General features: G+C 62.8%; 13 protein-coding genes. 7 read left to right on the top strand and 6 right to left on the bottom strand.

Annotated elements, in window-relative coordinates; all coding sequences use genetic code 11:
* Positions 1-182 precede the first annotated feature (182 nt).
* The 3 genes from AQZ50_RS03995 to AQZ50_RS03985 are packed head-to-tail and all read left to right on the top strand — an operon-like array spanning position 183 to position 4831.
* Positions 183-1505, top strand: coding sequence for an MFS transporter (locus tag AQZ50_RS03995; protein WP_067742936.1), 1323 nt, complete (start codon positions 183-185; stop codon positions 1503-1505).
* A complete protein-coding gene (locus AQZ50_RS03990; RefSeq protein WP_067742933.1) occupies positions 1502-3631 on the top strand; it encodes an alpha-galactosidase in 2130 nt (709 codons plus the stop codon). The genes AQZ50_RS03995 and AQZ50_RS03990 overlap by 4 nt, the downstream gene beginning before the upstream one ends.
* A gap of 42 nt (positions 3632-3673) precedes the next feature.
* A complete protein-coding gene (locus AQZ50_RS03985; RefSeq protein ID WP_082703398.1) occupies positions 3674-4831 on the top strand; it encodes a glycoside hydrolase family 68 protein in 1158 nt (385 codons plus the stop codon).
* A 15-nt stretch (positions 4832-4846) separates the two neighbouring features.
* Here AQZ50_RS03985 and AQZ50_RS03980 read toward each other — a convergent pair whose 3' ends face one another.
* Positions 4847-5905, bottom strand: a complete 1059-nt coding sequence (locus AQZ50_RS03980) for a LacI family DNA-binding transcriptional regulator (RefSeq protein WP_082703397.1) — start codon at positions 5903-5905, stop codon at positions 4847-4849.
* A 209-nt stretch (positions 5906-6114) separates the two neighbouring features.
* Between AQZ50_RS03980 and AQZ50_RS03975 the strand changes: the two genes are divergently transcribed.
* Together AQZ50_RS03975 and AQZ50_RS03970 are read left to right on the top strand one after the other, a co-directional pair.
* Positions 6115-8694 carry a TonB-dependent receptor plug domain-containing protein gene (locus AQZ50_RS03975; RefSeq protein ID WP_197412376.1) on the top strand — a complete coding sequence of 860 codons (2580 nt, stop codon included), beginning with the start codon at positions 6115-6117 and terminating at the stop codon, positions 8692-8694.
* 87 nt (positions 8695-8781) lie between these two features.
* Positions 8782-10284 (top strand): tryptophan halogenase family protein, encoded by a 1503-nt coding sequence (locus AQZ50_RS03970; RefSeq protein ID WP_067742927.1) that lies wholly within the window; start codon positions 8782-8784, stop codon positions 10282-10284.
* A gap of 3 nt (positions 10285-10287) precedes the next feature.
* Here the strand turns inward: AQZ50_RS03970 and AQZ50_RS03965 are convergent, their stop codons facing one another.
* The 5 genes from AQZ50_RS03965 to AQZ50_RS03945 form a co-directional block, all read right to left on the bottom strand.
* The gene (locus tag AQZ50_RS03965) at positions 10288-11199 is read right to left on the bottom strand and encodes an ROK family protein (protein ID WP_067742924.1); all 912 of its coding nucleotides are present in this window, start codon (positions 11197-11199) and stop codon (positions 10288-10290) included.
* Between the two features lie 123 nt (positions 11200-11322).
* A complete protein-coding gene (locus AQZ50_RS03960) occupies positions 11323-11898 on the bottom strand; it encodes a YbhB/YbcL family Raf kinase inhibitor-like protein (RefSeq protein WP_067742921.1) in 576 nt (191 codons plus the stop codon).
* Complete coding sequence (locus AQZ50_RS03955; protein WP_067742918.1) at positions 11898-13271, bottom strand: amino acid permease; 1374 nt, start codon at positions 13269-13271, stop codon at positions 11898-11900. The genes AQZ50_RS03960 and AQZ50_RS03955 overlap by 1 nt, the downstream gene beginning before the upstream one ends.
* A 27-nt stretch (positions 13272-13298) precedes the next feature.
* A complete protein-coding gene (locus AQZ50_RS03950) occupies positions 13299-15512 on the bottom strand; it encodes a PQQ-dependent dehydrogenase, methanol/ethanol family (protein ID WP_082703395.1) in 2214 nt (737 codons plus the stop codon).
* A 155-nt stretch (positions 15513-15667) separates the two neighbouring features.
* On the bottom strand, positions 15668-18121 hold the full coding sequence (locus AQZ50_RS03945; protein WP_231730099.1) for a TonB-dependent receptor: 2454 nt from the start codon (positions 18119-18121) through the stop codon (positions 15668-15670).
* A gap of 715 nt (positions 18122-18836) precedes the next feature.
* Here AQZ50_RS03945 and AQZ50_RS03940 point away from each other — a divergent pair.
* Positions 18837-21293, top strand: a complete 2457-nt coding sequence (locus AQZ50_RS03940; protein ID WP_156427218.1) for a TonB-dependent receptor — start codon at positions 18837-18839, stop codon at positions 21291-21293.
* A 225-nt stretch (positions 21294-21518) separates the two neighbouring features.
* A complete protein-coding gene (locus tag AQZ50_RS03935) occupies positions 21519-24026 on the top strand; it encodes a GcvT family protein (protein ID WP_067742912.1) in 2508 nt (835 codons plus the stop codon).
* Position 24027: the final 1 nt, after the last annotated feature.

Below are 24027 nucleotides of genomic sequence, written 5' to 3'. Positions count from 1 at the left end.
ATGCGGGGGTTGGGAGAGCGTCGCACGCTCCTCCAACCCCTTGGATTGCATGTTTGCAAACGATTGTTGCCAGAGGACGCGATTTGTGACATGACCCCCGCCATGAGGGCCGTTGAAGCCCCCGGGGGAGAGTTGCCGTGCCTGTTCACCGCCCGCGCTTGCCGCTTGGCCGCATTCTCGAAATGAACCTCGGGTTTCTGGGGCTGCAATTCAGTTTCGGGCTGCAACAGGGCAACATGGGCCCGATCTACAGCTATCTGGGGGCCAACGAGGCGCAATTGCCGCTGTTGCAATTGGCCGGCCCGATGACCGGCCTTTTGATTCAGCCGCTGATCGGCGCGATGAGCGATCGCACCGCCGGACGGTGGGGGCGGCGCACGCCCTATTTCCTGCTCGGCGCGCTGCTGTGCTGCATCGGCCTGTTCACAATGCCGCTGTCTTCGTCGATCCTGATGGCGGCGTCGCTGCTGTGGCTGCTCGATGCGGGCAACAATATCACGATGGAGCCCTATCGCGCCTATGTATCGGATCGGCTCGATCCGGCGCAGCGCCAATTCGGGTTCCTCTCGCAAAGCGCGTTTACCGGCCTTGCGCAAATGCTGGCGTTCTTGACACCCGCGATCCTCGTTGGCCTGGGCATGAACCAGGACTGGGTCGACGCGCATCACATTCCCTATACCGTGCGCGTGGTGTTTTCGATCGGCGCGGTGCTGTCGCTGTCGACGATTGTCTGGTCGATCTGGCGCGTGCCCGAATTGCCGCTGTCGGATGACGAGCGCGCCGAAATCCTGGGGCGGCCGCGCGGATTTGGCGCAACGCTGATGGAAATCGTCGATGCGATCCGCACCATGCCGCGCGCGATGCGCAAGCTCGGGCTGATGAGCCTGTTCCAGTGGTTCGGCATGTCGGGCTATTGGACTTATGCGGTCTATGCGATGGGGCGCACGATCTATCACACCGCCGATCCGCAGACATCCGCGTTTCACAGCGCGGTGCTGACCAATGGCGAAGTCGCCGCGTTCTACAATGCGGTCGCGTTTCTGGGCGCGTTTGGCATGGTTCCGCTGGCGCGCCGGATCGGGCCGGGGCCGCTCCATGCGCTGGCGCTGGTCTGTGGCGGGCTGGGCATGATCGCGCTGCCGATGGTGCAGGCCAAGGCGCTGCTGTTTGTCCCTGCCATCGGTGTCGGGCTGGCCTGGGGCAGTATCATGGGCAATCCCTATACGATCCTGACCAGTTCGATCCCGTCCGCGCGCACCGGGGTCTATATGGGCATTTTCAACATGATGATCGTCATCCCGATGCTGGTCTTTGCGCTGTTGATGAGCAGGCTCGATCTCGGTTTCGTGTCGATCGGGTTCGATGTCTATCATCGCGCGCTGAACAACGATCCGCGCGCGATGTTGCGGCTGTGCGGCGCCTGCCTGATCGTGGCCGGGATGGCCGTGGCCTGGGTCGAGGAAGGGCGTGCGCGCCCGGCGCCGATGAAAGCCACCGTGGCGTGACTGTCCTGGCGCTTCATGCCGGTGACGGCACGATTGTCATCGAACCCGTTGCGGGCGGGGCTCCGCTGTGGCGCCATTGCGGCGCGCGGGTCGTGCCGGGCACATTGCCGCCGCTGGCGCAAACACGCACGGCGGCGTCCTATTCGCTCGACGATGATTGCCCTTTGTCGACCGCGCCGGTCTTTGCAGCGGGCTGGTTCGGCCCGCCCGTGGCTGTGCTGCACCGCGACGGGGTGGCCTTGCCGCTGCGCTGGACTGTGGTCCACGTCGAATACGCCGACAACGCGATCCGCATTGCGTGCCGCGATGAAGTCGCGCGCGTCGAGCTGGTGCAGACGTTCCGTGTCGAGGCGGCGTGCGGCTGGCGGATCGGCGCAGAGCTGATCAACCGGGGCGATGCGCCGGTCGCGCTCGATTGGCTGGCCAGCGTCATGGTGCCTTTGCCCGATGGCGCCGACCGGGTGGTCTCGTGGCGCGGGCGGCACAATGCCGAGCTGGTCGAAGCGGTCGAACCTTTGCCCGCGCAGGCATGGTTGCGCGAAAGCCGACGCGGGATTTCCGGGCATGGCGGCGCGCCGGGGGTCTATGTGCTGGGCGCCGATGCGGGCTGGCATGCGGGCGAGGTGCTTTCGCTGCAACTATGCTGGTCGGGCGACAGCCGCATCGCGATCGAGCGCGACGACGAAGGGTTTCATGTCCTTTCGGCGGGCGCCGTCCTGCAACCGGGCGAAGTGGTGCTTGGCCCCGGCGAAAGCTGGTCTGCGCCCGACGCGTTGCTGGCGATCGGCCAGGGGCGCAACGGCGCGATGGCGGCGCAGCATGCCATGGTGCGCACAATGCTGCGCTGGCCGGGCGGGACAATGCCCCCGCGCAAGGTCCATCTCAATAGCTGGGAAGCCTGCTATTTCGATCATGACGCGGCGCGTATCGCGGCCCTGGCCCGTGCGGCGGCGGCGGTCGGGGCCGAACGTTTCGTGCTCGATGACGGTTGGTTCAAGGGGCGCCGCGATGACAGCGCCGGGCTGGGCGACTGGACCCCCGATCCGCAGACTTATCCGCAAGGGCTTGGCCCCCTGGCCGAGACGGTGCGCGCGCTGGGCATGGAATTCGGGCTGTGGGTCGAGCCGGAAATGGTCAATCCCGCCAGCGACCTCTATCGCGCGCACCCCGACTGGGCGCTGCGCCATGACGGGCATCGCTTGCTGACCTCGCGCGGGCAACTGGTGCTCGACATGCGCCGGACGGATGTGCGCGACTATCTGTTTGCCGCGCTCGATACGGTCTTGCGCGCAGTGCCGATCGGCTATCTCAAATGGGATCACAACCGCGACCTCGTGCCTGCGGGCGGCGCCGGGCAAGTGCGCGGAGCATACGACTTGCTCGCGCGGTTGCGCGCGGCGCATCCCGATGTCGAGATTGAATCGTGCGCAGGCGGGGGCGGGCGCAGCGATGCGGGAATGGTTCCGTATGTTCACCGCTTCTGGACCAGCGACACGATCGACGCGGTCAGCCGCGTGGCGATGCAGCGCGGATTTCTGAGCTTTCTGCCGCCCGAAGTGATGGGCAGCCATATCGGCGCCAGCCCGGCCCATGCCACCGGGCGCAGCCAGTCGATGGCGTTTCGCGCCGCCGTGGCGAGCATGGGTCATTTCGGCGTGGAGCTCGATCCCGACGCGCTCGACCCTGCGGATCGTGCCGCACTGGCGCGCTGGATCGGCTTTGCCCGCTGGGCGCGCGATCTCGCGCATGGCGGCGGGGTGTGGCTGGGCGAGGGGGGTGATGGCCTTGTCTGGCAGGCGCAAGGCTCGCTCGACCGCGGCCTGCTCGTCTGGGTGATCCGCACGGCGCCGCCGCTCGATCGCCGCCCGCGGCCGCTGGCGCTGCCGTTTCTGGACGCGGAAGGGCCGCTTGCAGTGCGCCTGCTGGGAATTGCCGGCGGGCTTGCGGGCCATGCCGCGCCCGTTCCCGCGCTTTGGGCGGGGCAGGCGCCGGTCGCCTTTGCCGCCGACTGGCTGGCGCGCGCAGGGCTGCCGCTGCCGCCATTGCGCGCGGAAAGCGTCGCGATCTTTCATTGTGTCAGGAGCCACGGCGCCGGCGCGCTGCCCCTGGCGTCATTTCCTGCCTGATTCCCCGCTTTTTCAGATTCCCACACAAAGACGGTCCTCCCCATGTCTCACGATCCCGCTTTGCGCCTGCAACCGATTGGACAATCGATTGAAAATTTCGGTGCCAGCCGTTGGGCGCCGCAGGCGTTTGGCGATCCGCCGACTCTGCCGCGCATAACCGCCGCCGATGTGGCGCCGATCCTGCCCGGCATCGACTTGTGGGATTGCTGGCCGCTGGCGCACGAAGACGGCTCGACGGTGATCCGCCGGGGGCGCGCGCTGTGGTTCCTGCTCAGCGCTCCGGTCCTGCCCGATCCGGCCGATCGCCATGTCTTTGCCCGCATCCGGCTGATGTCGCATGGGGCGGATGGCTGGCGCGACCATGGCCATGCCCTGCCCGACGGGCTCAATCCCGGGTCGCGCGAATGGGCGGGCAGCGCGGTTCTGGCCGATGACGGCGTGACGGTGACACTGTATTATACCGTTGCCGGGCGGCGCGGCGGGCCGTTTTCGTTTGAACAGCGCCTGTTTGCGGTCGACGGCCGGTTGGACGATGATGCGGCTATCGGCCAATGGCAGACCCCGCGCGAAATCGTGGTCGCCGACGGGGTGCGCTATGTCTGCGATCGTCAGGAAATTGCCGACCCCGTTCCGGGCACGATCAAGGCGTTTCGCGATCCGGCGTGGTTTCGCGATCCCGCGACGGGCAAGGCGCATGTGGTGTTCACCGCCAGCGCGGCATGGAGCCGCGATGCGTGCAACGGGATCGTCGGGATCGCTACGCGCGAAGGCGAGGCATGGGTGCTCGGCGATCCGCTGGTCGAGGCGATCGGGGTCAACAACGAACTGGAACGGGCCTGCCTGGTCTGTCGCGCCGGGCGCTATTACCTGTTCTGGTCAACGCAGCGGCACACCTTTTCCCCTGATACGCTTGCAGGCCCCAACGGGCTTTATGCCATGGTCGCCGACCAGATTTCGGGCCCCTGGCGCCCGGTCAACGGCAACGGACTGGTCGCCGCCAACCCGCTCGACGAACCGGCCCAGAGCTATAGCTGGTGGGTCACCGGCGAAGACGAAGTGTGGAGCTTCATCGATTACTGGGGCATGGAGGGGCGCTCGCCTGCCGACCATCCCGAACTGTTGCGCAGCCATTTCGGCGGCACGCCCGCGCCGGTGTTTCGTTTGCGCTATGACGGCGATCGGGTGCTGATCGCGGGGTGATCAATCGCCCGGTGATCATGCGCTTTCGCGGATGATCAGTTCCGGCTGCAGGATCGTGGCCGGGGCCGCGACGCCCGCGATGCGCTGCATCAGGGCGCCGACCATCGCCTTGGCCCCGGCGGCGATGTCCTGCCGCACGGTGGTCAATTGCGGCACGGTGCGCGTGGCCAGCGGCAAGTCGTCGAACCCGACCACCGCGATTCCCTGGGGTACGCGCGCGCCACGTTCGTGCAGAACACGCAAGACCATCATCGCGATCACGTCGGACGCGGCGACAATCCCGTCGAGATCGTCGCCCAGTTCGGCCAATTGTTCTGCGACTTGTTCGGCCATGGCTTCGCTCGACAAAGGGGTCGGCATGACGCGCAAGGTCACGTCGCTGCGCCCGGCGATGGCATCGCGCACACCGGCCAGACGGTCGGCGATTTCGGGTCCGCGCGTTTCGCCCAGAAATGCGAGGCGGGTCTTGCCGATCGCCAGCAGACGCTCGGCGGCAAGGCGCCCGCCCAGGCGATTGTCGACTCCGACCGTGCAATGCACCTGATCGGGTCGATGCGATCCCCAGACCACCAGCGGCAGATAGCGCGCGGCCACGGCATCGATCACCGCGCTTTGATCCGATTGGCCGATCACCAGCGCGCCGTCGAGCATGCCCGAATCGACGATCCGGTCGAGCCATTCGGTATCGCCGGGAATCACGCGCGACAGCATGATGTCATGCCCGCTTTCGGTCAGTTCGTCGGCGAGATAGCCGAACAGCGACATGAAGAACGGGTCGGAGATGTGTTGCCGGTTTTCATGACCGAGCGGAAAGACCACGCCGATGACTCCGGTGCGCTGGGTGCGCAGGCGACTCGCCATCTGATTGAGTCGAAAGCCGTGTTCGCGCGCCAGCGTCTGGATGCGTTCGCGCGTTTGCGGATTGACCAGCGTCTTTCCGGCCAACGCGCGCGAGACCGTGCCGGGCGAAACGCCGGCGAGCTGGGCCAGTTCGGTAATATTGCGAATGCGTTGTCGCGGCGCGGCGATGCCCGCTTCCGGCATGCTCGCCTCTCCGGTATTATCCTCGTTCATGGCGTTGTGTCTGGCCTTTGCACTTGCGGAATGCAAGCCGGGCGCCGCCCAATGGAGGGGTGGTGCGCCCGCGCCACACTCGTCGAGCTTGCACCAATGGTCAATGCAATCCTTTGCAATTGGGGTTGCAAACGTTTGTAATAGGATTTATGCCGTCCTCATTCGACCCCCGCCTGTTGAGGCGGGGGCGTTCCATGGGGGAATACCTGATGAAGCGCCCAGCATTGCATTCGTGTGTCTCGTTCGCGGCTTTGACCGCCGTTGCCGGCATCGTCGCGTTTTCTGCGGCGCCCGCGTTTGCCGCAGAGCAGGCGCCTGCCGACAAGTCGGTGGACGCGAGCAAGGACACGCTTTCCGAAATCGTCGTGACCGCGGTCAAGGGCGGCCAGAGCAAGCTGAACACATCGGTCTCGGTCTCGTCGGTCAGCAACGATCAGATCACCAATTTCAACCCGACCAGCGATGCCGAATTGATGCGGTTCCTTCCCGGGATCCAGGTTCCGGGCAATAGCGGCCCCGGCGGCAATGCCAATATCACCATTCGCGGGTTGACCACACCATCGGGCGGGTCGCCGTTTCTGCAAGTGCAGGAAGACGGTTTGCCGGTCGTACTCAATGGCGACATGTCGTTTGCGAATAACGACTATTTCACGCACATCGGCCCGATCGACGAACGCGTCGAGGCGATCCGGGGTGGTTCCGCCTCGACATTCGCTTCACAGGCGGTCGGCGGTGTCGTCAACTATATCAGCAAGACCAGCAAGAGCGACGGCGGCTATGTCGAGCTCGAAAAGGGCCTCAATTACGACTACACCAAAGTCAAAGGCCTGCTGTCGAGCAGCGTGAACGACAGCACCTATTTCAATGTCGGTGGCTATTTCGACATTGGCCACGGCACGCGCCATGCGTCATACAATGTCAGCGATTCGTATGAAATCAAAGGCAACATCACCAAGGAATTTGCGGATTCGCGCAATTTCATCCGCATCTTGTTCAAGATCGCCGATACGCAGGAGCCGACGTACAACGCGGGTCTCGTCACCGGCAATCTGAACGGTTCATCCTATTCGGGTTTTGCCGCGGCGCCGGGCTTTGATTATCGCGATCAGGCCGGGACTTATTCGATTTTCAATCGGCAGTGGACCGTCGTCAACTATGACGGCACCGATGCTTCGCGCGCCAATACGCAAACTGTGCAAAACAACGGCATCGTCACGCACCAGCGCCTGTTCCAGTTGCAGTTCCACTACAACCTGAGCGATGCGATCACGGTCGATGAAAACGGTCGCGTCGGCTTCGTCAACGGCTCGTTCGCGGCGGGCTTTTACGGCGGCACGCTTGCCTCGGGCCTGATCGGGTCGACCATTCCCAATTCGGCGAACACCATCGGTTCGTTCATCTATGCCAACGGTGCCAACGCAGGGCAGGTCTATTCGGGATCGGTGATCAATACCAATACCGACATCTATTCGCACATGCGCGATCTCAACAGCGTCGCCAACGACCTGTCCTTGTCGGGCAAGTTTACCATGGGCAGCCTGCTGGCCACGGCGCACGCCGGCTGGTTCTATTTCGACCAGCATGTCGGGATCGACTGGCACCCCAACGTGACGTTCTCGGAAGGCTCGAACGGGGCCAATCCGGCGATGCTCGACCCGGTTTCGGGGGCCAACGGCACGGGCAATCTGCTCGCGGTCAATGGTCAGGCGGGTTACAACAACAACTGGGGGACCGGTGGTTGTTGCGCGCAGAGCTATGATCTCGATTACGCGATCAATGCGCCTTATGCCAATCTCGTGCTCGACCTCGACAAGTTCAGCCTCGACGGCAGCGTGCGCGAAGAACTGTTCCATTATCAGGGCACGCAATGGGGCGGCTCGGGCGCCAGCTCGGTCAGCACGGTCAATGTGACCCAGATCGATCCGCGCACCGGCAAGCCGGTCGTGACGGCGATACCCTATGCCTTTCTCGACACGCCGACCTATTTCAACTTCAACCAGCACGCGACGAACTGGACCGTCGGTCTGCTCTACAAGGCGACGGGCAACACGTCGGTGTTTGCGCGTGCGGCGCATGGCGTGCGTTTCAACGCCGACCGGCTTGCCTGGACCGGCAATGCCAATCCCGACGGTTCGCTCAATGCGGCAGGGCTGGCATCGGAACGCTATCCGGTCGATCAGTATGAAATCGGTGTGAAGAGCCGTGGTGCCCTGTTTGGCGGGCACTACACGGTCGAAGCGACGCTGTTCAAGACGAAGTATTCGATCTCTTCGTTCGGCATCGGCGCGAACTGTGCGCCGATCGATCCGAGCTATTCGGTCAACACGACGTGTACGCTGACCAGCCAGTACAAAGATACCGGGTACGAGCTGTTTTCGACTTATGCGCTCGGTCGGTTCAATCTCGTTGCCAATCTGACCGGCGATTTCTCGAACTATACGACTCCCGGCGCGGCGTCGAAGCATTCGGCTCTGGCGCATCTCGCCTATACGGTTCAGGCAAGCTATCGCCCGACCGACGCATCGACGCTCGGGGTCAGTGTGACGGGCAATACCAGCACGCCGCAATATGTCGGCGCGACCGAATACAGCTATCCGGGCTCGGCGGTGTTTACGGCCTTCGCCAAGATCTGGCTGACCAAAAATCTCCAGGCCGGGGTCGACGTGTACAACCTGTTCAATGCGCTGGCGCTCCAGGGCGGTCAGCCGGGCACGGTCGGCGGCGGATTCTACAGCGCGACGGTCGCCGACGGCCGCAGCGTCAAGGGTTCGCTCAAGTTCACGTTCTGAAGCGGCGCGTGATCGTGTTCGTGTGATAAAGGGGGGCGGGTTGGCGCGGAGGCGTCGGCCCGCCCTTTTTCGGATAAGGCGACGGCAATGGACGATACGCGCATTCGCAAGGTGCTGATTGTCGGCGGGGGTTCGGCGGGGTGGATGACGGCGGCGATGCTGGCGCAGATCCTGCGCCACGAATGCCAGGTCACGCTGGTTGAATCCGATGATATCGGCATTGTCGGCGTGGGCGAGGCGACGATCCCGCCGATCCGCACGTTCAACGAAACCCTGGGCATTGCCGAAAAGGATTTCCTGCGCGCCACGCAAGGCACGTTCAAGCTGGGCATCGAATTCGTCGGCTGGGGCGCGCGCGATGGCCGCTATTTTCACCCCTTTGGCCCGCACGGGCGCAATTTCGATGTCGTTTCGCTGCACCATTACTGGCTGCGCGCGCGGGCGATGGGCGATACCTCGTCATTTGACGAGCATGCAATGGCCTGGGCTCTGGCGCGCGCCGGGCGGATGGCCAAACCGGCGACCGATCCGCGCAGCGTGATGTCGACATTCGACTATGCCTATCATTTCGACGCGGCGGGCTATGCCCGGTTTCTGCGCGGCTATGCCGAAGCGCGCGGGGTGACGCGGGTCGAGGGCACAATTGCGGCGGTGGATCAGCATGGCGAGACCGGTTTTGTCGAAGCGGTGCGGCTCGATGACGGGCGACGACTTGAGGCGGACCTGTTCATCGATTGCAGCGGGTTTCGCGGCCTGCTGATCGACGGGGCGATGCACGAGCCGTTTGAAGACTGGAGCCACTGGCTGCCCTGCGATCGCGCGGTGGCCATGCCCTGCGCACACCCGGCAGGATCGACCAATCCCACGCCGTATACCCGCAGCACGGCGCAAGAGGCGGGCTGGCAATGGCGCATCCCGCTGCAACATCGCATCGGCAATGGCTATGTCTATTGCAGCGCGTTTCTCGACGACGATCGCGCCGCGACATTGCTGGCCGGGCGGCTCGACGGCGAAGCTTTGGCCGATCCGCGCTTTATCCGCTTCAAGGCCGGGCGGCGGCGGCGGCATTGGGTCAGGAATGTCATCGCCATCGGGCTGTCGAGCGGCTTTCTCGAGCCGCTTGAATCGACCAGCATTCACCTGATCCAGGCGAATATCTCAAAGCTGATCGCGTTTTTCCCGGACAAGCGGTTCGATCCGCTGGTGATCGACGAGTTCAATTGCGTAGCATGCGGAGAGACCGAGCGGATCCGCGATTTCATCATCCTGCATTACAAGCTGATGCAGCGCGACGATGCCGAGCTGTGGCGCCACACCGCCGCGATGGACGTGCCCGAAACACTGGCGCTCAAGATCGCGCATTTCCGTCGGCACGGTCGGTTGATTGCGCGCGAGCTGGATCTGTTTGGGCCCGACAGTTGGCTGGCGGTGCATCTGGGGCAGGGCAATGTGCCTGAGGATTGCGATCCGTTGATCGATTATCGCGGCATCGACGCGCGCGACTGGCTGGCCAAGCTGCGCGCGGCGATGGCGCAAGAAGCCGCACGCGCGCCCGACCATGCCCGCCATATCGCGCAAGTCATGGCCTGACGCCTATCGATCGGCGAGCGCCTGATGCCCCAGGGCAATGGCGCCGGTGATCCCGGCATCGTCGCCGAGCGCCGGGCCGACGATATAGGTTTCAAGCCCCGCATCGAGCCGGGGGTGGCGGATATAGCCGTTAAGCCGCGCGAGTGTGCGCCGCCGCACGGCCTCGATCAGGCCGGGCGCCTTCATCACGCCGCCGCCAAAGATCAGCCGGTCGGGCATGTGCATCAGCACGAGATCGGCGGCAAGATCGGCGATATAGCCGCCGATCAGCTCGATCTTGTCGGCATCGCCCGCCAATTGGTCGAGGCTCTTGCCCCAGCGCTTGATGATGCCGGGCCCTGCAACCAGCCCTTCGAGGCAATCGCCGTGATAGGGGCACCAGCCGGGGAAGGGATCGGCGACGCGGTCGTGATTGGGATGGATATGCCCCATCTCGTAATGCGAAAAGCCCATCATCGAGCGGCCATCGCGCAAGACCCCGGTGCCGACGCCGGTGCCGATCGTGGTATAGGCGAGCGTGCGCGCACCTTGGCCTGCGCCGTGGAGATATTCGCCCAGCGCCGCGCCGTTGACATCGGTATCGACGACAAAGGGCACGCCGAACGGATCGAGCACGTCGTGAAACCGCGCCCCCTGCCAGCCGGGCTTGGGCGTGGTGGTGAATGTGCCATAGGCAGGCGATGTCGGATCGATGTCGATCGGGCCGAAACTGGCGACGCCGAACGCGGCGATCGGGCCATGGGCCTCGCTGCTTTCGCGAAAGAATGCGGCGAGATCGGGAAAGCATTCCGCCGGGGTGCGCGTGTCGATCCGCGCGCGCGCGACGATCGTGCCGTCGCTTTGCGCCAGCGCGCAGATGAACTTGGTGCCGCCGGCCTCGATCGCCCCGATCAGACCGCTATTCTGGCTTTGCATGTCCCGTCCTCTCAAACTTCGCTCGCTTGCGCGGCAGGGCTTGAGTGGCACGGGCGGCGGGTCTCTGCCAAGCCTTTACCGCATTTATGCAATCGTTTTAACTGGGCGCATCGCCAAGCCCGATCAGGGGCGGCGATAGCTGCGCACGATCTGGCCGCGGGCGAGGACATGGCCGCTGGTGGCATAGTCGTAATCGGCTGCCGTCGCGGTTTCGGGCAGGCCGAGCGTGGCCAGATCGAGCGCATAGACGGTGATCACGTAATGGTGCGCCGGATTGCCCTTGTCGGGGCAGGGGCCGTAATAGCGCGGGGCGGGCGCATCGCCATCGGGGCGAACGTTATGCGCGCCCGCAGGCAGCGCCCCGCCGGGATTGCCCGCACCGCGCGGCAGGCCATGGGCCGCTGCGGGAATGTCGGCGACGATCCAGTGCCACCAGCCCGATTGCGGCGGGCGATAGGGGTCGTACATCGTCACGAGGTAGCTTTTCGTCCCTGTCGGCGCACCGTGCCAGTCGAGCGCGGGCGAAACCTCGCCCCCGGTGCAGCCGAAATCCTTGCCGGTGAACAGCACCGGAATGTCCTTGCCTGCGGGCAAATCCGGGCTGGTCAGCGCAAGAACGGGCTCGGGCTTTGCCGCAGCCGGTTGCGCCAGACCCGCCATTGTCAGCAGGGCCGGCAGGGCAAAGGGGGCAAGACGCATCAGCGCGTGCCTTCAGTGATCGCCACGACCGGGCTGCCATGGCGCGCGCGCAACTGATAGGCGAGCACGCAAAGCGCAAACACGCCCGTCGACAGCTCGACTTCGGTGCGCTCTTCGCTCGACAGCAACATCATCACCAGCACCGCCAGAATGCTCAGCACCGCAGCATAGCTGACCACGGGAAACAGCCAGACCTTGATCTGCAGCGCTTCGCCGGTGCGTTCGAGGCGCTTGCGCAAATGGATCTGGGCAAACGCGATCAGCAGATAGACGCACAGGATCGTCGCGCCCGACGATTGCACGAGGAATGCGAACAGGCCGTTTTTCGACAGGACCGAGGTCATCACCACGCCAAAGCCGAGCACCGCCGAGACCAGGATGCCTTTTGCGGGAACCTTGCGCGCGGACAACAGGCCGAACGGGCCCGGTGCGTCGCCGCGCTGCGCCATTTCGTGGAGCATCCGGCTCGTCACATAGATCGCCGAATTGAGGCACGAGATGATCGCGGTAAAGATCACCGCGCCGATGATCGCTTCGGCGCCCGGAACGTGAATAAGCCCAAGCGCGGCCACGAACGGCGATTTGCCCGGAACGACCTGATCCCACGGCAGGATGGCCTGGATCACCGCGATCGAGCCAAGGTAGAAAAACATGATGCGCAGTGCCACGGTGCGCCCCGAGCGCACGACGTTGCGCGCGGGATCTTCGGTTTCGACCGCCGCGATCGTCGCGACTTCGCTGCCCATCATCGAAAAGATGACGGTCGGAATGGCCAGGAAAATCGCGCTCCAGCCCGAAGGCAGCGCCCCGCCATGCGCGTTGAATTGCGCGGCCAGCGCGGCCAGCCCCGGACCAAAGCCGAACACATAGCCAAGCCCGAGCGAGATGAAGCCGACGATCGTCACGACCTTGAGGCTGGCGAACCAGAATTCGAATTCGCCATACGTCTTGACCGAGAACAGGTTGACCGCCGTCATCGCCCCGATGAGCAGCGCCGCCAGCGCCCACATCGGCAAAGGGACGAACGGCATCAGCATGTTGGCCCCGGCGATCGCTTCGACCGCGATCGTGATGACCCAGAAATAGTAATAGAGCCAGGCATTGGTGAACCCGGCCCAGGGCCCGAGGCCGAGCGAGGTATAGCCCGTGAACGAGCCCACGCCGGGGCGCGCCATGGCCATTTCACCCAGCATGCGCATGATCACGAAGATGAGCAGGCCGCACAGGAAATAGGTCGCGAGCACGGCAGGGCCGGCAATGTGGATCGCCACGCTCGATCCGACGAAGATACCCGCGCCGATGATCCCGCCGATCGAGATCATCGTCACGTGGCGCGGCTTTAACGAATGCGCGAGCGTGGCGTCGTGTGACAAAGGTCTTTCCCTGAATTTGGCCGACGATCAGTTGCCGGCGGTTTTTTTATGCTGCGCCTCGTAGCCCTGTTTTTCCTGATCGAGCAAGTAGGCATGGATGGCCTCGACATCATCCTTGCTGACAACGTCGTTCAGGGGCGCCATGCCGAGCGGCGCGAGCGCGCCCTTGAGCACGATGTCGGCAAACATCGCGTGGACTTCGGGCGGCAGGCGCGACAGGTCGGGAGTCACGCCGGGGCCGAAGCCGTGGCAGCGCGAGCAGTATTCGGTGAACTTTTCCTCGCCGTGCGCGATCTGGGCCGCCGTGGCGGTGAATTTGGGCGGCTCGGGATAATCGAACGGATTGACGCGCGGTTCGGGCGGCGTGACCGCGCCGCCGCCCAGCTTGAACACCAGAATGCGGTTGGTGTTCATGTTGCGATAGGCCGCGCTCGACGGCGGGATCGGAAAGCTGATGCCCGACCCGCCGTAGCCGGCCTGAACCGCGATATATTGTACGCCGCCGACTTTATAGGTCATCGGCGCGGCCATGATATGGCTGCCGGTCTGGATCGTCTTGATCGGTTGACCGGTAGTCGCATTATAGACCCAGATCGTGCCGTCGCCGCGTCCCTGGACGACGATGTTGCCCGCCGTCGACAGCACGCCGCCGTCATAGCCGCGGTTGCCTTCGGACGTGACCTGGCTCCACACCACCTGGCGCTTGACCGGATCCCAGGCTTTCAGGATTTCGCGCACCATCCTGGTGCCGGGGCGCTCCTTGGCCAGTTCCGCCTTGTCGGGCAGGGCGCCGAACAGCCGCTTCATGCCCGCTGGATCGTAGGTGTCGTCGGGGATCAGGCCGTCGGCGTTGAAAAACCCTTCGACGTGTTTGAGCGCGCCGCCGTTGCCGGCCATGTTGAGAATGACATTGGGCACGTCGAGCGTCGGGATGTAGACGAGCCCCGTCTTCGGGCTGAACGACATCGGATTCCAGGTGTGGCCACCGGCCCATGAGGGATAGACGTTTTTCGGCCGTTTCGAATAGTCGGCGACTTCGGTGAACTGCGGCCGACCGGTGGCCAGATCGACGCCCTTGGCCCAGTTTACATACGTAAACGCATCGGCGGCGAGCAGTTTGCCGGTCTTGAGATCGAGCGTGTAGTAAAACCCGTTTTTCGACGCCTGCATCACCACGCGGCGCTTTTCGCCGCCGACCGGCAGATTGGCGAAAATGAACTTCTGCACCGCGTCATAGTCCCAGGAATCGCCCGGAGTTTCCTGATAATACCAGTTCATCCGCCCGTTTTGCGCGTTGACCGCGATGATCGAGGCGTTGAACAGGTCGTCGTGGCGCTCCGCGCCGGTCTTGACGCGCAGATAGGGCGAGGCATTGGCCGTGCCGAACACGATCTGGTCGGTCTGCGGGTCATAGGACAGCCCGTCCCACACCGCGCCGCCGTTCTGGTACTTGCCGTCGCGGTTCGGGCCCCACGATTTGGCCGCCATGGCCAGCTCGGGGTGTTCGAACGGCTGATCGGGCGCGGGCGGCACCGTGAAGAAGCGCCACTTGAACTTGCCCGTCTTGATGTCCCAGGCTGAAATATAGCCGCGCGACGATCCGTCGCCGAGGTCGGCGCCCGAATTGCCGATCACCACCGCGTCGCTCGTCAGGATCACGGCCCCGGTCGAGGCGTAGACCTGCTTGCGATTGATGATCGTGTCGGCGGTCCACTTTTCCGCGCCGGTTTTCGCATCGAGCGCGTGCAGCTTGCCGTCTTCGGAGGCGACGAAGACCACGCCGTCGCGATAGGCAACGCCGCGATTGACCGTGTCGCAGCAGGCATTGCGCGCCGACATCGGATCGATGCCCGGATCGAATTGCCAGATCAGCTTTCCGGTCGTGGCGTCGAGCGCATAGACGATGCCCCATACGCCCGACGTATACATCACTCCGTCGATCACCAGCGGGGTCGCTTCCTGCCCGCGATCGGTGCCCATGTCATAGGCCCAGGCGAGCCCGAGCTGGCCCGCGTTGGTATCGTTGATCTGGGTCAGCGCGGAAAACCAGGTGCCCGACTGATCCCCCCCGGTCAGCGGCCATTGCTCCGCCGCGACGGGATAGGACAAGCTTGATGGATCGGGCAGCCCGGCCAGCGATGCCGTCGCCGCGAGCGCCAGAGCACCCCCCAGCGTGAGCGTGCAGGCAAGACCAAGGACACGGTTGCGAAGATTCGCAGAGGCGGTGCGGTTTGGCTTCATCTGGGCTTGTCTCCGTTGGATTGGGGGCAATGGCAAGGCCGCATTGCACACGGACAGGCATTTTGGGTACGCCCTTTATCGGCGATGCCCCGGCGCCTTGCGGCCCGGGGCATCGTTCTGCGTCAGCCTGGCATCGATTGGAAGTAATACCGGGATCAGAAGTGATACCGGGCCGTCACGCCCCAGGTGCGGGGCTTGCCATAGATCCCTTCGGTCGAGCCGAAGAACAGCGACCCGTCGTAAGCGTAGATGCGATAGGCGCGATTGAACACGTTGTTGACGTAAACCGCGAGATCGAGATTGCTGTCTTTCGGGCTAAACGAAATGCGCGCGTTCTCGGTGTGGTATCCCGGCTCCTGCTCGACGGGCGCACACATCACCGTAAAGCACATGTGCGACTGATAGAGCGCGTCGGCCTGAACTGCCGCATTGCCCCCGGCGAGCGGGAATTCATAGCGCAGCAGCGCGTTGCCCGACCACTGCGGCGCCTGCGGCAGATCGTGGGTGACCACAGTCGCACCATCGGGCAGCAGCACGTCGTGGACATGGCTTTCTTCCCACGAGCCGGACAGATTGATAGTCAGTCCGGGGATAGGGTGCGAGGTGAATTCGGCCTCGATCCCGCCCGCCTTGGCCGGAAGGTTGCGGATTTCCTGGGTGTAGCCGACCTGCACAAACGCCTGGTAATTGTGATAATCGTAGTAATAGGCCGCCAGGTTGAATGTCGAATGGCCGGGCAGGTTGGTCTTCACCCCGATTTCATAGTCGTTGAGCACCTCGGGGCGGAATGCGATACCGTTGATCGTGTCATAGACCGCCTGATCGGTGGCCGACAGTGTCGGCGTGCCGGTCGAGAAGGTAAAACCGCCCGACTTCGACCCACGGTTGTAACTGGCATAGAGCAGCGTGTTCGTCGTCGGCTTGTAATCCACTTCGGCGCGGATGGTGACGCCCCGGAACGTCGGGTCCGCCTGCGACGGACTGGCGGTAAAGCTGCCGGCGGCGGTGCTGCCGGAAAGAAGATTGGCCGGGTCGTTGAAGCTCAGCCCATCGGGGCAATAATGCATTGTAAAATTGCTATAGTACTCTTTCCCGTTATAGCAGCCTTGCTTGTGATCCTGCCAGTACCGTGCGCCAAGGATCAGCTTCAACTGATCAGTGGCCTTGAATTCGTCCTGGGCAAAGAAGGCAAAGCTCGACGTGTGCTGGTAGAACGTCACCGTCGGGTCGTAGCTGTCAAACGGGGTCGCATATTGTGCGGCAAAATGGCTTTCGATCGCCATCCCGAATGCGCCGAATACCAGGTAGTTCTTTCCGAAGCTGGTCGCGGCGCGCAGTTCTTCGGAGACCTGGTTGGTTTTGTCCTTTTGATAGAAGATCGTGCCCGGCGCATAGCATGTGACCGAAGTCAGGCCGGGGCAGGGGCCCGGGGTATAGGAAGCGCCCTGAACATAGGGAAATTCGGGCTGGCTGTCGCCCATTTCGTTATAGAACTTGTTGACGTACTGGTAATCGGTGATCGAGGTCAGGTCGAACAGGCCGACTTTGGCATCCATCCGGTAGGTTGCGCCGAAGAACTGGCGGCTGACGCCCGGATCACCGGTGGCTGCGATCGACCATGGGTTGCCGCCCTGCCAGGCGATCACCGACTTGTTGGTATAGCCGGTCGCCATCGTTCCGGTCGTGCCCCAGTAAGAGCAGGTCTGGCCGGGATAGAGGTTCTCGCCCTGCATTTGCGCATTGGGGCATGATGGCGACAGGGCGTACATCGCGGCCTGACGCTCATGATCGGATTCGGTATAGCGCAGTGTCAACTTGGCGGTGAAATCGCTCGACGGCGTCCATTTGAAAATGCCGCGCAGGGCCCAATGGTTGTTCCCGCCGCGGTTGGGCTGGCCGGGCAGGATGTCCTTGATATAGCCGTCGTCGTGATCATAGATGCCCGAGACGCGCACGTCGAAGTCTTTGGCGATCTTACCCGACAGCGCGCCTTCGACAGTGGTCTGGTGAAAGCTGCCGAATGTCCCCGACAGATAGCCTTCGGTGTGATCGGTCGGCTGGGCCGAGATAAACTGTACCGCGCCGCCGGTGGCATTGCGGCCAAACAGCGTACCCTGCGGCCCGCGCAGCGCTTCGGTGCGCGCCAGGTCGAAAATCGGGAAGCTGGCGGTGGCCATCGACGACGAATAGCTGTCGTCCTGATAGACCGCGACCGGCGGTTCCTGCTCGTCCCCATAGTCGTTCTGCGCGATGCCGCGCATGTTGAACACCACTTGCGACGAGGCATAGGCGTTGAAGCGCAAGTTCGGAATGGCGCGAATGACGTCGGTCGCGTTGGTGATGTTGAGGTTCTTGATCGTTTCCTTGTCGAGAACCGTGATCGCGATACCGACATCCTTGAGCTTTTGCTCGCGGCGCTGCGCGGTGACGACGATGTCGGGCGCGACTGTCGGTTGGGCGACCTCGGCCTGGGCCATCGCGCAATCGGGGGCGAACGCGATCAATGCGGCCCCGGCCAGCAGGCTGCCGGTCAAAACGGTGCGCGTGGTTGCGGTCCGGCGTGTGGTCGACGTCCGGCCCTTCGGATCCTCATGTGTTGTCATTGTCATTGATAGCTTCCCTTCAAGCCATCTGAAAACCGATCGCGCCATGCACGATCGGCCCATTCCCTGTGAGCAAAAGGTGCATCAAACGTCGCAATTCGGCAAGCGGGCCGAGGCGTCGATTTTGACGCGATGCGGCATTGCAGCAATTTCAAACTGGTAGCGAAAAGCTCAATAAATCAATTTGTTGAGATGATTTTTCGGGGTGCGACCATTTTAAAAAATGCTTATGAAAACGATAACTTTTTCCGATGGAGGGCGCTGACGGAGATCTTTGCTGCTGCAGCAAAATCATGAATTTCAGCGCGTTGCTTCCTGCGGTGGAGGCGCCGGAAAGTCAGCGCGGGGGCCTTTGATCGCCCCGCCTGCGGCAATCGGCAAATGGCTGCGAACAGGCGTGCGAAGGGATCGTCGAGAACGCCTTTTGCGCCGGTAGTGCCAAAAATGCGACAGGGGCCATGAAAAAGACCGTCAGGAAATAAAATTTATTGCCGATACAAAGTGGCCGAAAGAGTAAGTTGCCCCAAAAATACCGCATAACATATTGATAATATGTTATATTAAGGAATTTTTACGACGCGTTTCGAGGCGTCTCGAACCCTAAAAAGGGTGGGGCGGACGTCTTGCTGCGTTGCGGCGCTTGAGGCACCTTTTGGCACTGGGAACGGGTTGATCAAGAAAAGCGCCATCGGGTTTCAGATGGCTTGAAGGGGAGCTATCAATGTCAAGGACTGTACAACAGGGCCCGATGGGCCAAATGCCGGGCAAGAGTCGAACGGCCGCCCACCGTGCCATCACCGCCGGTCTGATGGCCGGGGCCGCGCTGATCGCGTTCGGCCCCGATTGCGCGATGGCCCAGGCGGCGCCTGCCGACGCAAGCCTGTCGACGACCGGATCGACCGACATCGTCGTGACCGCGCAGCATCGCGAGCAGAAGCTGAAGGACGTCGGCATCGCGATCACCGTGCTCGACAAGGAAACGATCAAAGACCTCAATATCACCAATGCGACCGACGTCGTTCGGGCCGTGCCCAATTTGCGCTTCAATGCCTATGCCTCGTCGCAGGTGGTGTTCAACATGCGCGGGGTGGCACAGAATTCCTATGGCGACGAACAGGAGCCGCCGGTCGCCGTCTATCAGGATGACAGCTATTCATCGACGATGTCGACCGCCGGCTTCCCGATTTTCGATCTGGCACGCGCCGAAGCGCTGCGCGGGCCGCAGGGCACGCTGTTTGGCCGCAATGCCACCGGCGGCGCGGTACAGTTCATTTCCACGCAGCCGACCGACCAGACTGCGGGCTATCTGTCCGCGACTTACGGCCGGTTCAACGAGGTCATTGTCGAGGGCGCGTTGCAGGGGCAGATCGCCAAGGATTTCGACGTGCGCGTCTCGGGCCTCTATGACCGCGACGATGGCTATATCAAGGACGTGATCCCCGGCCAGCCCAACCGTGGCGCCAACAACCATTGGGCGCTGCGCGGCATTTTCAAATGGGAACCGTCGAGCGATTTCAAGGCCAAGCTGACGCTGCGTTATACCGAGGCGGATCACGAGCGGCAGGGGGCGATGTACGCGCTGTCGCCATCGTGCCCCAATGCGCAGGACCAGGGTGTAAACCTCGCACCCAACCAGGTCTGCGGCCTCTGGGCCGCGACGAGCGGCAACAAGCCGGGCGCGATGGGCACGGGCTATTTCAACCCGTCGGTAATCGCGTGGCAAGGCGGCAATCCCTGGACGATTGCGGCGACCGGCGACCCGGGAGTCGAGCGCCAGTTCTTTGGCGCGACTTACCGGATGGATGCCAAAGTCGGCTTGTTCGACCTGACGTCGATCACCGACTATCAATACCTCAACAAGTTTTACAACGAAATGGGCGATAGCCAGCCCGAATTTCCCTATGTGCAGGGCGCGACCTATACGCCCGGTCCTTGCCCCGGCATTCCCTCGGTGACCTGCTACGCGCCGGGTACGATCTTCAATCAGCGGGACCGGATGAACCAGGTTTCCGAAGAACTGCGCGCGGCGACCAGCTTCGGCAAAAACTATCTGGTGTTCGGCGCGTTCGGGATGTCGATCGAAAGCCATTTTGCCGCGCAATATGCCACGCCCTTCGATCAGTATGATCCGCAGGTGCAGTTCTATCAGCAGACCCGAAGCTTTGCATTTTTCGCACAGGACGAATTCAAGGCCAATGATCAGTGGAAGCTGATTTTGGGCGCGCGCTATTGGCATGACCACAAACTTGGCTGTTATAACGGCCAGGAATACTGGTCAGGCTTTACCATGCACTATTGCCCCGACGGGATCTCGTTCAACGATCCTACCGGCGCGACTACCGGCGGCACGATCACGGCGACGCCCGCTGACACCCACCCCAACTACTCCGGGGTGACCGTGCGGGCCGAAGTGGACTACAAGCCAACGACCAACACGCTGCTTTATGCCAGCTACAACCGGGGTTCCAAGTCGGGCGGCTTCAGCTTCTCGACCGGCACGCCGTTCCCGGGGCAGGCGGTCTATGACACGATCAACGGCATCGCGTTCCGCCCTGAAGTGCTCAATGACTATGAAGTGGGCATCAAGACCAGTCTGCCCGGCCATTCGAGCCTGAACATCGTCGCCTACTATTACGATTACCACAATTATCAGGCGTTCGAGCAAGTCGGTTATACGCAGGAAATCGTCAACCTGCAGGCCAAGGCAAAAGGGATCGAGGCTGAATTCAGTTCGCACCCGATTGACGGCCTGACGCTCAATCTGACGGGTTCATGGGAAGAAAGCCATGTCCCCAACGTGACGTTGCCCGACGGCGTGACGGTTGTCGAACATGACCTGCCGCAGGCGCCGCACTGGTCGGGCAATGCGCTGGTGCGTTATGAATTCCCGCTGGCCGGCGGCAATGCGATGATCCAGGCTGATGCCATGTACCAGTCGCACATGTGCTTTACCTTGATGTGCGCTCCGGTCGAAGAGGAGCCGGCGTACCATGTCGAAAACGCGCGCATCGGGTTTACCCCGAAGGGCAGCAATGTCGATCTGGCCTTTTATGTGAACAATATCTTCAACCGGGCCTATCGGATCTATGCTTACGACGGGGTGTACTATTCCGGCGCAACCCAGTCGGTTTACAACCGGCCGCGCACCTGGGGGATCAATGTCCGCTATCACTTCTGAGGTGTTGCCGATCTGAACGCCGAGATGCCCCGGTTCCGCAAGGTTCCGGGGCATCGTGCGTGAAAAAGGGGCGCCATCATGACTGCGCCCGGTTTGCGCCTTTGATTTAAGTTTTGCTGATATTGGTCATTAGTGTTTCGTATGAGGATAAGCGGCCTTGGCGAGGGGGGCGTGAAACTGGCATACCGTGGGTTCACATCGGTTTGAAAAGCCTGAGGGGCGAGCATGAAGACGACAGCGCGCGTGGTGGTGATTGGTGGCGGGGTGGTTGGCGTCAGTACGCTGTATCACCTGGCCAAGCTCGGCTGGTCGGACGTCGTGCTGATCGAGCGCAAGGAGCTGACCTCGGGTTCGACCTGGCATGCCGCAGGTCTTTTGCCGCTGTTCAACCTCAGCTATTCGGTCGGCAAGCTGCATCAGTATTCGGTCGATTTCTACCCCTCGCTTGAGGCGGAGACCGAGCTGAATGTGGGCTTTTCCAGGGTTTCCAACATCCGTCTGGCGACCAGCCAGGACCGCATGGACGAATACCGCTATTACGCGGGCGTGGCCAAGACGATCGGCGTCGACGTCAACTGGCTGACCCCCGAGCAAGTTCGCGAAGTGTGGCCGCTGGCCGAAACCGACGGCATTCTCGGTGCGATCCAGCATCCGGCCGACGGCTATATTCAGCCTGCCGACCTGACTCAGGCGCTGGCCAAGGGGGCGCGGCAGCGCGGCGCCACGATCTATCGGAACACCACCGTCACCGGCATTGTGCAAAAGGCCAATGGCGAATGGGTGGTCACGACCGATCAGGGCGAAATCACCTGCGAACATGTCGTGTCGGCGACCGGCAGCTTTGCCCGTCAGACCGGCGAAATGATCGGGCTCGACATTCCGGTGGTCCCGGTCGAGCATCAATATATCGTGACCGAGCAGCACCCGGCGATCATGGAGCGCAAGCGTCAGGGCCTGCCCGAAATGGGCGTACTGCGCGAATCCGACGCCAGCTGGTACATGCGCGAAGAAGCCGGCGGTCTCTTGCTCGGGCCCTACGAAATCGGCGCGCCTGCATGCTATGTAAAGGGTCCGGCGGCGAACAGCGAATACGAACTGTTCCCCGACGCGCTCGATCGGCTTGAGCCCTATATCCTTTCCGCCATCGCCCGCGTTCCCGCGTTTGGCGAAGTCGGCGTGAAGAAAGTCTACAACGGCGCCATTGCCTATACGCCCGACGGGTCGCCCATCGTCGGACCTGCCTGGGACAAGAAGAACTTCTGGCTCAACGAAGGCCATTCCTTCGGCATCACCGCAGCCGGCGGTGCCGGTTGGCAGCTGGCGGAATGGATCGTCAACGGCGAGCCGACGATCGACATGATGGGTGTCGATCCGCGCCGCTTTGGCGACTATGCCGGCGAAGGCTATCTCATCGAAAAGAATGAAGAAGCCTATGCCAAAGTGTTTTCGATCCACTACCCTGACGAAGAGCGCGAAGCGGCGCGCGCGCTGCGCCGCACGCCGTGCTATGATCGGATGAAGGATCTGGGCGCGGTGTTCGGTTCGGTGTTCGGCTGGGAACGCCCCAACTGGTTTGCGCCCAGGGGCTATGAGCTGACCGAGGCCGATCTCGACAAGGCCGATACCATTCTCAACGAAAATCACCCGGTCGTGCCGGGCGAACCGATCCGCGAAAAGTGGTCGTTCCGTCGCTCGAACTATTTCGAATTCGTCGGCGCCGAATGCCGCCACGTTTCGGAAAAGGTCGGCCTTCAGGACATGAGCGCCTTTGCCAAGTGCCTGATCACCGGCCCCGGTGCCGAGGATTGGCTCAACGGCCTGTTGTCGAATGTCGTCCCCAAGAAAGTCGGCAAGCTGTCGCTGTCGTACCTTTTGACCGACGAAGGCGGGGTCCGCGCCGAATTCACCGTCTACAAAAAGGCGCCCCAGACCTATTATCTCGTCTCGGCAGGGGCGCTTGAACGCCATGACCATGATTATCTGTTGAAGGCGCTGCCGACCGATGGTTCGGTGCGGTTTGAACGGCTGACCACGGCGATGGGCGTGCTGGTGCTCGCCGGGCCGCGTTCGCGCGACGTGCTGGCCAAAGTAACCGGCGCTGATCTGTCGAATGCGGCATTCCCGTGGTTGACCGGAAAGCCGATTTCGATCGGCGCGGCGCGGGTCGATGCGCTGCGCGTCAATTTCATCGGCGAACTGGGCTGGGAAATCCATCACCCGATCGAGATGCAGAACTACATCTTCGACACGCTGATGGCGGCGGGCGCGGAATTCGACATCAAGCCGTTCGGCATTCGCGCGATGACCGCGATGGCGCTGGAAAAGAGCTACAAGCTGATCCCGCGCGAACTGTCGATCGAATACAATGCGCTCGAAAGCGGCCTCGAACGCTTTGTCAGCATGAAGAAACCGGCGTACAAGGGGCGCGAAGGCGTTCTTGCGCACAAGGAAGCCGGGCTGAAGTGGCAGCTCGTGACGCTCGAAGTGTTTGGCGTGACCGACGCCGATGCGCGCGGGTCGGAGCCAATCTATCGCGATGGCGCGCTGATCGGTCGCGCGACGTCGGGCGGTTATGGCTGGCGCGTGGGCAAAAGCCTGGCGCTGGCGATGGTCGGGCCGGACCATGCTGCGGTCGGCACCGAGCTTGAAATTTCGATCCTGGGCACCGCGCACCGGGCCGTGGTCATCCCCGAATCGCCGTTTGATCCTGAAAACAACGCCTTGCGGAGCTGAT

It is taken from the genome of Novosphingobium sp. Fuku2-ISO-50 (assembly GCF_001519055.1).
Taxonomy (GTDB): Bacteria; Pseudomonadota; Alphaproteobacteria; order Sphingomonadales; family Sphingomonadaceae; genus Novosphingobium.
Note: the sequence above shows the minus strand (reverse complement) of the source record. Positions and strands in the feature narration are given on the sequence as shown.